Genomic DNA, 11,273 nt, shown 5'->3' with positions numbered 1-11,273 from the left:
CGGGACTACTGCTTTATAGTCCCGGCCGTGCAGATTGTTGCTCTCAAGGCACCAGGATGGTTGAACCGCTGGTCTTGCGTGCTTCGAGATCGCTGTGCGCGGTCGCTGCATCCCGCAATGGGTAACGCTGATTGACCGTGACCTTGACCGTGCCATTACCGAGAACCGCAAACAATTCGCTGCATGCTGCCAGCAATTGGGGACGCGTGGTGACGAAATCGAACAGCACCGGACGCGTAACGTACAGTGAATGGCGCTTGGCGAGTTCGGCTGGCGCAAACGGTGCCACTGGCCCGGACGCATTGCCGAACGTAACCATGACTCCGTGCGGTCGCAGGCAATCGAGCGATGCGATGAACGTGTCTTTACCAACCGAGTCGTACACGGCAGCCACGCCCTCCCCGTCAGTCAACTCGCGAACCCGGGCTGGCACATCGTCATCGGCCATTACAATATCCGCGCAGCCGTTCGCACGGGCGAGCGCCGCTTTTTCTTCGGTGCTGACGACACCAATGACCCGGGCGCCGAGGTGCTTGGCCCACTGCGCCGCTAACAAGCCCACGCCACCCGCAGCGGCGTACAGCAAGACGTTGTCGCCGGATTTCACGGGGTAACTGTGGTGCAGCAAGTACCAGGCCGTCAGCCCTTTCAACAAGGTTGCTGCCGCTTGCTCATCGGTAACGCTGTCCGGTATTTGCACCAGCCGCGCTGCCGGAAAATTCCTCATTTCAGAATAACTGTCCGCCGGCATTCCCGTGTAGACAACGCGATCACCGACTTTGACGTCAGTAACGCCATCGCCGACCGCGTCGACTATGCCCGCCGCTTCGCTACCCAATCCGCCTGGCAACGAACCGGGATACAGTCCGCTGCGATGATAGGTATCGATAAAATTGAGTCCGATTGCCGTGTGCCGGACCCGGGCCTCGCCAGGAGCGGGATCCGGGACCTCGATCTCGATGAACTGCAGAACATCCGGTCCGCCGTACTCGTTAATCCTTATCGCGTGCGATTTCATGCTGTTCTGCCTTCATCTCGGGAGGGCGTCAAGCATAGCGAAGCAGCCGGCAAATATTAAGTACGCTCGCAAGCTGTCGGGAACAGGCAGGCCAACGTAGAATGATTGCGGTTGTCACTGATTCGGGATGCAGGCTGTGGGACGAGTCGAAAACAAAATCGCGCTGATAACCGGCGCCGCACAGGGCATCGGTGCCGCCTGCGCCGGGAAGCTGGCCGCCGAAGGCGCCCGGGTTCTGTTAACCGATATCAATGCGGCTGGCGCCGAGCACCAGGCTGCCGGCATTAATCAACAGTTTCCGGGACGTGCTGCCGCCTGCCGACACGACGTAAGTTCACCGGCTGAATGGCAACAGGCGATTGCCACAGTCGAAGAAACCTGGGGTGGATTGCACATACTGGTCAACAATGCCGGCATCGGTGCGCTGGCAAATATTGAAGACGAAACGCTGGAGAACTGGCACCACGTGCATGCAGTCGATCTCGACAGCGTTTTCCTAGGATGCAAACTTGCCATCCCGCTCATGCGGCGTAGTGGCGGAGGCTCCATCGTCAACATATCGTCGATTTCCGGGATCATTGCCGGCCATAATCTTGCGGCATACAACTCGGCAAAGGCTGCTGTCGGTCACCTCAGCAAGTCGGTCGCCCTTCATTGTGCACACACAGAAAGCAATATTCGCTGTAATTCCGTGCATCCCGTATTCGTGGATACACCGATCCTTGACGACCTGGCGCGCGGTGCAGACCGCGAGCGCGCGCTGGACAAACTGGCGCGGCAGATACCGCTGGGGAAAATTGGCAAGACGGACGATGTGGCCTACGCCGTGTTGTACCTCGCGTCCGACGAATCAGGGTTCGTTACCGGCAGCGAGTTGCGTATTGACGGTGGCATCAGTGCGAGGTGAAAAGACAGTACCAGAGCCACTACATGCGGTTGCTACGACGGCTACTCCGCTGGCGGCAACGACAATGTCAGATTGACGTCCATAGCCACCGGCCCCTGGTCTGCCTGGTAGGCGCGGGCGACCGCTGATTCCACTGCTTCGCCCCGCACGCCATCAAGCCTGCCACTACCGCCGGTCACTCGACCCGTACCCAGCGCACCGGGACCGATCGTCGTGATGCCGTACCACGCGCCACGCCAGGCCCTGTCGGAACCCAGATAGGCCGGTACAATCACGTCGTGCAACAAGAACCACAGATTTTCCGTTTGGTCGATGAACAAGCCACCGTCATTCAACATCCATAGGTGCCAGTTGCTGTTGACTGGCACGCTTGCTTTCAGAAGGCCTGCTTCTTTAGCCAGAGAAGAGAACTTGACGCCGACCGCCCTTGGCTGACCGCGACTGCTGCGCAGCGCTGTGATCGTAACCTTGGTGTCAGTAAGTGCGGGATCCCACAGATCTTGCACCCTGTCCGGGTGAGAATCCGGCCGTGCCTTGCTGCTGTAGATGCTGGCCACGGTATCACCGGGCACCGCCGAGAAGGTCAATTCAAGCATGCTGGATTGCGACACAGCCAACGGCGAAACACCCGACGATTTCGCCAACGGGTTCACGTACAACAGCAACCCGAACAAAGCGACGCCAGCCAGAATTCCGCCAACAAGAGCAATCAGGTACTTCACGGTTGCTCTCCTTCAGGACGATTCGTCGGCTTGCCGATCAACGACGAACGCAATTCGATGCGCCCCTGCCCCGTATTCGCCGGATCAGGAACGTAGCGCTCCTCCAACCGGCCCGAACGATCCAAAAATTCGCGCGTGCCTGCACGCAGTTCACCACTGCGAAAATCACCGCCGTTGGTCGTCATCGGAAAATAGAGTGCGCCTCGCGCCGGCAAGTGTAACGCCCACTCAACAGCTGCGGGTTCAACCTGACCGGAGACAGAAATGCGGCTCGCAAGACCAATCACAACGTCATCGCGATTGCGTATTTTGAACAGTTCAAGTTCCAGACCTGCGGGGATGCCGAGTTCTGGCCAGACCAGCGAGGACGGCGTCGGCGCATTGCCGCTACTGCCACCGGCAACGACACGGTCGTCAGGAATTCGAATCTGGAACAGCTCGCTGTTACCGCCGTTAGGTTGCACGGTGATAAGTGAAGGCTCCCGGTGCGGATTGGCGACCGGCATTACCCAGGATGCTGTGGCTGCGGCTGCCAGGCCCAGGAAAATTCCAACGATAAAAGTCTTAAACAAGCTGCCGTCCTGAGTGTTTGGGTTGCGCGCCCCATGTAGGCCAACGCCGTCAAAGTTCAGGCCGCAGTTTAGTCAAACTGACAGTACGCCTCACCTGCGCTTTGCGCGAACTGTGAGCTGGTCCACAGATAAGCTTGAAACCCGGTCGACAGGGTCACTTTTGGCCCGCTTCAGTACGCCGCGATTCAGTTCTCGGCGTTGCTTGGCGCAAAATACGCAGCAAGGTAGTCATCGAGGCTTTCGGTGCTGCTGGCTTCAATTTCGAGCTGCCGCTTGAGCGACTCGGCCGCTTCGGTGGCGAACAATTTTTCACGATCTTCTGCAAGCGGCGCCAGCGCAGCGAAATAGTCCCTGTGCCCCTTCGCGGCTTCCATCGCGTACTCGAAAAAGCTGCTGCCCGATGAGGTGAGCTCGTACAGTAACCGCGCCGAAGGCGTTCGATCCGGGTCATCCACCAGGGCTTGTTGCGCCGCGACTGACTGGGAGTAGTCATCGCTGCCGCCACTTTGGTCGAGTAACGCGGCGATTTCCTGCACCTTTGGAAGAATTTCGTTGGCCCAATCAGCCAGAGCAATTTCCTCGCCATTGCGACGCAAACGCAACTCGGGATCTCTACCGTGTTTGGCGGTGGCGGTATGGTTGGCAGCAAACTCATCCCAGCCGTCGTCATCGAGCAGCGGGCTTTCTTCCAGCAAGCAATAAATCAGAAATGCTTCCGTAAATCGCATTACGTTCTGATTGATACCCACCGGATCAAACACGTTCAGGTCCAGCGAACGAACTTCGACGTACTCAATGCCACCGCGGCGCAGTGCGGCCGTTGGTCGCTCGCCGGTGTTGGCCACTCGCTTGGGCCTGATGGGACTGTAGTACTCGTTCTCGATCTGCAATTGGTTCGCATTGAGTTGGCGGTATTCACCATCGACTTTCACGCCGATTTTCTCGTATACGGCGTCCGGCGTCCGGATAGCACGGCTTAGGTCGGTAATGTATTCATCAAGGCTGTTCAGCGAGATATTCAACCGCGCTTGAGTCTTGTTGCTATAACCCAGATCACTCATGCGTAGTGACGTTGCGAACGGCTCATAGAGCGTCATGCTATCGAGCTCCGGCATGTTTGCCGGGGCTGCCCCGGAGAACGATCGGCACAATGCTGGTGACGACCCGAACAAATAGAGTGTCAGCCAGCCGAGCCGGCGGAAGTTTCGAATCAATCCGAGATACGCCGCGGAGCGGAACTCGCCCGGGTCAGCGCTGTTCTTCTCAAGCTCCTGCCAGACTGGCCAGAACTGTTGGGGCAACGAATAGTTGAAATGCAGACCCGCGATCGTTTGCATCGTCCGACCGTAACGGTGCCCCAGACCATTGCGGTAGATCGTCTTCATACGCCCAACATTTGAACTGCCGTACTGCGCCAGCGGGATGTCTTTATCCTGAGGAATCTTGCACGGCATGCTGGCCACCCAAAGGAGCTCATCGTCCATTCGCGGGTAACTGAACTGGTGGATGTCACAAAGATCCCGCAGTGCCTCCCAGGTGTGTGGCACAGCCGGCGTCACGAACTCCAATAACGCCTCGGAGAAATCCGTGGTAATGAATCGATTACTAAGCGCTGAACCCAGCCCGACAGGATGCGGTGTTTGTGCGAGGTAGCCGTCGGCGGAAACCCGCAGAGACTCTTTCTCGATACCTTTGTAGCCACCCCACATGGTATGTGCAGAATTGCTGTTCGCCAGCAGGCTTATTCTCTGCTGAAATAATTTGCTCAACGCACAGGTCTCCCGCAGCTGAAGCAGCGACTATACAGACGGTCTCCGGGACTGCCAACGACAGATACAGCAATGCCAACTGTTTCACAGCACTCAGCGATCAGCGTACTATCATTGGCCATTCCCAATGCCGATTTCTTTGAGCTTACTTTATGAACGATCCAAAACTGCGACGGCTGCGCGATGCCAGCAGGGGACCTGCCTCTCTGATCAGTGAAGGCTGCAAGATTTCCGGCGCATTATCCGGTAGCGGCGACTTTATGATCAGTGGCGAGGTTGAGGGCGACTGCGACCTCAACGGTACCGTCACATTGACTCAGAAAGGCTTCTGGAAGGGCCGGATCAAGGCGGGAGCAGTGATTATTGCGGGCCGTGTCGAGGGCGATGTTGTCTCCGACGGACGTATTGAGATCAGCAATACGGCGCGAATTGTCGGTACTGTAACCGGCGAGGCAATTGCGGTTGCAGAAGGAGCCGTTGTTGAGGGCACCATGCAGACCACGACCGCCCCCGGACCCATTGAATTCGTCGAGAAACGCAACAAGAACTAGCCTGGGCCTGGTTTTGAGGCGTCTGGCTGCTGGGTCGGCCGGGCACTCCGGCGGTACTTTCCATAACAAGCATGGACTTATGTTTCTATCCGGATCGTATCGGATGGTAGACTTGGGCCGTCACCGGAGCTTTGGAAGCGGCAATTTCTCGCCAAGTCTCCGCTTCGGGGCCGAAACCGATAATAACTAGAATGTAACCGGCTGCTGAGATTTTCAGGCAGTCTGGCAAACACGGAGCCTCGCCCCAGGTCTTACCCAGCATGACCGGCAAAATCCTACCCAGATACCTGATACTCGCTGTCGCGCTAGCGGCCGTGGTCTGCATTCTGTTGCTGAGCAATTTTTATGCTCAGTACCAGTCGATGGCGGGCGGTCTGGTGGAAACCGGCATGCTCGAGCACGAACGCAGCCTTGCGGCCAGTTTCGAGCGTCGCTCAAGAGCTCGTTTGCACCGAATCGCGGATAGTCTGGACTTGTCAGGTGGCGAACCGGCCGTGATGTCGAACCAGGAACTGCTCAGGCACGCGGTGGAAGGGCAGGACGACTTCATCGGCCTTCGGTTTGTATCTGCCGACGGCCAAACGATGCTTGAGGCAGGCGAACTCCCTGTCAGCAACAGCCAGACGGTGGCGAACTGGGAAAACCAACGGCTCCAGTTGCAATACCCGGTCGTACAGCGCGGCGAACGTCTCGGCACGCTGTTCGGCAACTTCGGTCTCATCGGGCTGCAAGAAGCGACCGCAGAATTCAGAAACAGTATGCTGAGCGCCGAGCAACAGCATCGCCGCAGCAGTTTCCTTTGGATCGGCGCATCAATGGCTATCATGCTGCTGCTTTGTGGTGTCGTAGTCTGGTTGATTATTCGCGCACAAAGTCAGCGCATACGCGAAATCAAAACGCAGGCCGAGAAACTAAGCGAATCCAATTTTGGCGAAGACCTGCACGGACCTCGCGGCGACGAACTGGGCGACCTTGTCGACGTCTTCAACAACATGCGCGACCGCCTGAAACGAACAACCATCTCCCGCGACTATGTCGACAACATTCTGGGCGGCATGAACGAAGCCATCATCGTTACTTCGCCCGATAACGTGATAACCAAGGTCAATCATGCCACCGCCCGTATGTTGAATTACGGCGACAATGAACTCGTTGGCCAGCCACTCAGTTGCATTCTCGACAGCGACAGAGGCGCATTGCTCAATACAGATGCGCCCACCGGCATTCCGATGGAGGCCATGTTTGTAACCAAAGACGGCGAACAGGTCCCGGTTTCATACACAGGCTCGATTATTGGTGACGATGAGGAAACGGCAGACAGAATTTATGCCGCGCAAAACGTCACCGAACGGCGCAAGACGGAACAGAGAATCCGTTATCTGGCGCGCATAGATGCTCTGACAAAAGTCCCCAATCGCATGCAGTTTCAACACCTGCTGCAACGAGCTATTGCGCGTGCCAAACGATCACGAAAATCTCTCTGTCTCCTGTATATCGATGTCGATCAATTCAAGGAGATCAACGATACATTCGGGCATCTCGCCGGCGATACAACGCTGGAGACCGTCGCCAACCGGCTCGGTGACGCACTGCCTGAAGGCACGGTTGTTGGCCGACTGGCGGGCGATGAGTTTGCCGTCATCGTCGATAGGCTGGACAACGATCCGGACACGCTGCCTATGCTCGACAAACTGGCACGTAGCATTCTCGATCGCCTGGCTGACCCGTTCTACGTGCAAGGCCACGAAGTTTTCATGACCGCGAGCATGGGCATAGCCAGCTACCCTACTGACGCTGCCGACGTCATTGATTTAATCCGCAATGCGGACGCTGCCCTTTATCATGCTAAAAAGTCTGGCGGCAATGTTTTCGCCTATTACAGCCCCGAGATGAATGAAGCAGCGGTTGAGCGGCTGATGACCAAGAGCAAGCTCAAACGCGCATTCGAAAGGGACGAGCTGCTTGTTCACTACCAGCCGAAGTACAACCTCGCAACCGGCGAAGTTATCGGCGCCGAGGCACTGGTCCGTTGGGAACTGCCGGAGCGTGGCATCATTCTCCCTTCGGACTTCATACCGATCGCCGAAGAAACCAATCTGATCGTGGAGATTGGCGAGTGGGTTCTCGACCGGGTTTGTGCAGATTTCCGCTACTGGCAGCGATCTGTGCCCTCTCCAGGCAGGGTTTCGGTCAATCTGTCACTGAAACAACTCAGACAGTCCAACTTTATCAACAGAATCGCCGGCATCATGCGCGGCTACGAAGTGTCACCCACATCGCTGGAACTCGAGATTACCGAAACAACCTTGATGGAAAATCCAGCACGAACCATTAAATTGCTGGACGAGCTGTACGCGCTGGGATTACATCTTGCTATCGATGATTTTGGCACTGGCTATTCGTCGCTGAGCGCTCTTCAGCAGTTCCCAATCAGCACCCTGAAGATCGACAAGTCATTTGTGCGAGACATCGCAGTTAACCCGGACGACGCGACGATCGTAGGTACGATAATTCACATGGGCCGCAGTCTGAAAATGGACGTTGTTGCCGAAGGTGTTGAGACTGAAGAACAGCTGGCGTTCCTGCAAACGCTGGACTGCAACTACGTCCAGGGCATGTTGTTTGGCGACCCGATGAGCTCCGACAACTACCTCGACCTGTTACTGGCACAAGCAGACGGAACGGACAAATACCGCGCGCTTTTCGCTTGACCAACAGGCCTGCGCGACGCACTCCCGCCTTATGGAGGGCGTACAAAATTCAAGTTAATCAATGAGTTTCAGCCGCGCTTCACTCAGTCCGGGCAAAATGCTTAAATAGCGCGGCACTCACTTCTCTAACCGGCGCCGGTGCCGCGCACCCGCCGCTTGCATGGATTAAATCGACCTGATGAACAGAATCACTAAAATTATCGGCGCTGCATCTCTTCTGCTTTTTGCACAGACCAGCCTTGCCTGCGACTACCCGACGCGCGTTGATATTCCGAACGGCGATTCGGCCAGCAAAGAAGAAATGATTGCGGGGCAGCGCGATGTCAAAGCATTCGTCGCCAACATGGAAACATACCTGGATTGCTTGCTGGAAGAAGAAAAAGCCGCTCGCGCAAATGCTGAATTGAGCGCGGAAGATGAGCAACAACGTGAAGACATGGTAAACAAGAAGTACAACGCTGCTGTAGATGAGATGGAAACAGTCGCGGCACGCTTCAATGAACAAGTGCAAGCGTTCAAGGCTCGGGGCGAATAGCTCTACCAGCGAAACCGTTTGTAGTTCTGCGGATTAGCCCACTGTTCGGGCGAGTTCCACGAACGCTCTTCGTAGAATTCATCGCGCTGGTAATGAAACCAGCCATCTGACCCAACGGAACTGACTCGCGTAAAGCCCAACGCGAGCATTTCCTGGGTCGTCAGATTCTCGCTACTGTTGTGCACCAGCAATTGGTCACAATGACAATCACGCAGTCGGGCGAGCAACGCCACCGCTAACTCAACCGACATGTGTTCCAACTGATTGACGATTACGCCCAGATCGCCGCGTACAGACATATCAACGCCATCAGCTGCACTGATTTCGTTAAGCCAAAGGGTGTTTGCCGGCCAGTTCAAATGCCGCAACAAGTGCGGTTCTTTGCTAACGACTATCACTGAGGGCTCGCCACTGCTGACTGACAGCGTAGGCAGAAAATCCTCGATGAACCGGATTGGCGTCGACATGAGGTCTAAGGGTGTCCTTGGGATTACTGGAGATCGTCGATTTGTTGCTTCAGATCAACCTTGTTCTCGGTAATTATTCGTTCGAGTACGCGGATGCGCTCTTCCAGCAGATCGATCTTGGCCAGCGCTTCGCCAACACTCTCATCAGACTCGGCCTTGCCCGCTCGTTGCTTCATCCACGCTTCAACAAGCCGCGTGAACATAACCACAGCAACAAGCAGTAATACAAATGTAAATACTCCGTTCATTCACTCTCCCCTTTGCTTTCTCGTCAGCTTAACTTTACTGCTTCATAAATTTCGAAATTCTTGATCCAGATTGAACCGAGATGACGTTACGTAGCGCTCCAGGCGCGCCAATCGTGAGTCGAGTTTCTGAAATTTTCGTTTTACATCGGCAAGCGTATTGGCCGGATTTGAGCGCATTGCTTTCCTGAACCCGGGATCGTAAGGCTCTTGCCGTGCCATACCGCGATCAGACGGCACCAACATCACACAGCCAAAATAGGCCAGGAGTGTTACCGGCATAAAACTTATCAACATCACGACACTCAAGATTCGGGTCGCCGTCAAATTAAAGGCGAAATAATCCGCAATTCCGGCGCAAACGCCTCCGATCATTCCGCGACGGGAGTCCCGATAAAAGCGGCGGTCAGACAGGCCGTCCAGCGGGCTCATGACGCTCTCCAGTGATCGTTGCAGTGGTGGTTCTTCCAAAACTCATGCTCTGCTCGTGTTCCCGAATAAGTAAGCGGACGCTGACGTATCAGCAACGTGGCCGCAACGTAAGTCAATGCCGTCGGGACAAAGAAAAAAACCAGGCACAACACCGCAATGATTCTCACAGTCGAGGTGCGAAAATTTGCGAACTCTGACAAGCCGGCGCAAACGCCGAAAATCCAGCCGTTTTCGCGGTCCCTGTACAGCCCGCGCAACGTGGGGCCACCGCATTCCTCTCTCGATCTGCCCGATCTGCTCATCGATTTTTCCTCCAGCCCGGTAATTCGTTGTCCAATATCGTCTCCAGAGCCTCCAGACGGTCGTTCAGTTTTTCCGACAACAACCAGAGGTCCTCCATCATTTTCTCGTCACCACCCGATAACTCTCGTGACTGTTTCCACTTCGTTATGAAATGCAAAACAATGAAGAGCGGGGCGGGAATCGCAACAAAGACAATAATTGCGACGGCGACCAGCTCACCGAATCCTCCGCCCACTATTTCGCCTCTTCAGTTACATTCCCTGCAACCCGACGCTTCAGATCGGCAAGATCCTGGGCGACGGACTCTTCTGCCTCCAGACTTTCGAATTGATGATTAAGATCTTTTGGCAATCCCAGGTCATAGGCCTCGATGCGCCCCTCGACATCATCGATACGTCGGGTGTATTGCTCGAACCGGACAAGCGCGTCGTCTATCTGGTAGTCGTGAATTTTCTTGCGGGCTTGCAGCCGACTATTTGCTGTCTTATGCCTTGCGAGCAATGATTTTTGTCGGGTCTTGGCATCATTTAACTTAGATTCAAGCCTGGCAATGTCGTCGTTGAGCTTGGCCAGACCATCGTCAACAGCAGCGTAATCTGCGCGAATGGAGTCCGTCGCAACCGCGACTTTGGATTTCTCGATCAATGCGGCCTTCGCCAGATCCTCGCGCCCTTTACGCAGGGCCAGTTCGGCTTTGTTGTCCCACTCCGCTAAATCCCGATCGAATGTCTCCAACTTCCGATTCAGGTCTTTCTTGTCCGCGATGGACCGTGCCGCCGCTGAGCGAACCTCAACCAGCGTGTCCTCCATCTCCTGAATCATCAACCGGACGATTTTTTCAGGGTCTTCCGCCTTATCCAGAATGGCGTTGATGTTTGAGTTCACGATGTCGCTGAATCTCGTGAATATGCCCATGATGTCTTCCTCTTAAAGTTCGTGGTCATGCCTAGACTTGCAGCTTCTGTGCCAAACCGGTCGAGAATACATAACTAGTTGATTTTGCAATATATAATGAATATTTTCTCAGGATCGGCCAAAGCA

General features: G+C 55.5%; 14 protein-coding genes. 4 read left to right on the top strand and 10 right to left on the bottom strand.

All coding sequences use genetic code 11. The features are described from left to right. Positions 1–43 precede the first annotated feature (43 nt). A complete protein-coding gene (locus AC0L8N_RS11335) occupies positions 44–1,018 on the bottom strand; it encodes a quinone oxidoreductase family protein (protein ID WP_473667764.1) in 975 nt (324 codons plus the stop codon). 127 nt (positions 1,019–1,145) lie between these two features. On the opposite strand from AC0L8N_RS11335, the gene AC0L8N_RS11330 reads away from it, so the two are divergent. Further along, positions 1,146–1,925 (top strand): glucose 1-dehydrogenase, encoded by a 780-nt coding sequence (locus AC0L8N_RS11330; RefSeq protein WP_473667763.1) that lies wholly within the window; start codon positions 1,146–1,148, stop codon positions 1,923–1,925. A gap of 41 nt (positions 1,926–1,966) precedes the next feature. Here the strand turns inward: AC0L8N_RS11330 and AC0L8N_RS11325 are convergent, their stop codons facing one another. The 3 genes from AC0L8N_RS11325 to gshA form a co-directional block, all read right to left on the bottom strand. Next, positions 1,967–2,647 (bottom strand): hypothetical protein, encoded by a 681-nt coding sequence (locus tag AC0L8N_RS11325; RefSeq protein ID WP_473667762.1) that lies wholly within the window; start codon positions 2,645–2,647, stop codon positions 1,967–1,969. Then, on the bottom strand, positions 2,644–3,219 hold the full coding sequence (locus tag AC0L8N_RS11320) for a hypothetical protein (RefSeq protein WP_473667761.1): 576 nt from the start codon (positions 3,217–3,219) through the stop codon (positions 2,644–2,646). Before AC0L8N_RS11320 ends, AC0L8N_RS11325 begins: the two co-directional genes overlap by 4 nt. A 185-nt stretch (positions 3,220–3,404) precedes the next feature. Further along, a complete protein-coding gene (gene gshA / locus AC0L8N_RS11315) occupies positions 3,405–4,988 on the bottom strand; it encodes a glutamate--cysteine ligase (RefSeq protein ID WP_473667760.1) in 1,584 nt (527 codons plus the stop codon). A gap of 152 nt (positions 4,989–5,140) precedes the next feature. On the opposite strand from gshA, the gene AC0L8N_RS11310 reads away from it, so the two are divergent. From AC0L8N_RS11310 to AC0L8N_RS11300, 3 genes are all read left to right on the top strand, one after another. Next, positions 5,141–5,539 carry a bactofilin family protein gene (locus AC0L8N_RS11310; RefSeq protein WP_473667759.1) on the top strand — a complete coding sequence of 133 codons (399 nt, stop codon included), beginning with the start codon at positions 5,141–5,143 and terminating at the stop codon, positions 5,537–5,539. A gap of 260 nt (positions 5,540–5,799) precedes the next feature. After that, on the top strand, positions 5,800–8,250 hold the full coding sequence (locus tag AC0L8N_RS11305) for a putative bifunctional diguanylate cyclase/phosphodiesterase (protein WP_473667758.1): 2,451 nt from the start codon (positions 5,800–5,802) through the stop codon (positions 8,248–8,250). Between the two features lie 178 nt (positions 8,251–8,428). After that, positions 8,429–8,785 carry a hypothetical protein gene (locus tag AC0L8N_RS11300; protein WP_473667757.1) on the top strand — a complete coding sequence of 119 codons (357 nt, stop codon included), beginning with the start codon at positions 8,429–8,431 and terminating at the stop codon, positions 8,783–8,785. A gap of 2 nt (positions 8,786–8,787) precedes the next feature. On the opposite strand, the gene AC0L8N_RS11295 is transcribed toward AC0L8N_RS11300, so the two are convergent. From AC0L8N_RS11295 to pspA, 6 genes are read right to left on the bottom strand one after another with little or no spacing between them, the layout of a single operon-like run. Beyond that, positions 8,788–9,252, bottom strand: coding sequence for a DUF6231 family protein (locus AC0L8N_RS11295; protein WP_473667756.1), 465 nt, complete (start codon positions 9,250–9,252; stop codon positions 8,788–8,790). A 23-nt stretch (positions 9,253–9,275) separates the two neighbouring features. After that, positions 9,276–9,500: a hypothetical protein gene (locus tag AC0L8N_RS11290; RefSeq protein WP_473667755.1), complete on the bottom strand. Its 225-nt coding sequence runs from the start codon at positions 9,498–9,500 to the stop codon at positions 9,276–9,278. 42 nt (positions 9,501–9,542) lie between these two features. Further along, positions 9,543–9,968 (bottom strand): envelope stress response membrane protein PspC, encoded by a 426-nt coding sequence (gene pspC, locus AC0L8N_RS11285; protein ID WP_473667754.1) that lies wholly within the window; start codon positions 9,966–9,968, stop codon positions 9,543–9,545. Further along, positions 9,926–10,231, bottom strand: a complete 306-nt coding sequence (locus AC0L8N_RS11280) for a PspC domain-containing protein (RefSeq protein ID WP_473667753.1) — start codon at positions 10,229–10,231, stop codon at positions 9,926–9,928. The genes pspC and AC0L8N_RS11280 overlap by 43 nt, the downstream gene beginning before the upstream one ends. Continuing rightward, a complete protein-coding gene (gene pspB / locus AC0L8N_RS11275; RefSeq protein WP_473667752.1) occupies positions 10,228–10,467 on the bottom strand; it encodes an envelope stress response membrane protein PspB in 240 nt (79 codons plus the stop codon). Before pspB ends, AC0L8N_RS11280 begins: the two co-directional genes overlap by 4 nt. After that, positions 10,467–11,147 (bottom strand): phage shock protein PspA, encoded by a 681-nt coding sequence (gene pspA, locus AC0L8N_RS11270; RefSeq protein WP_473667751.1) that lies wholly within the window; start codon positions 11,145–11,147, stop codon positions 10,467–10,469. The genes pspB and pspA overlap by 1 nt, the downstream gene beginning before the upstream one ends. Positions 11,148–11,273: the final 126 nt, after the last annotated feature.

This window comes from Woeseia sp. D3-10 (assembly GCF_055809415.1).
Note: the sequence above shows the minus strand (reverse complement) of the source record. Positions and strands in the feature narration are given on the sequence as shown.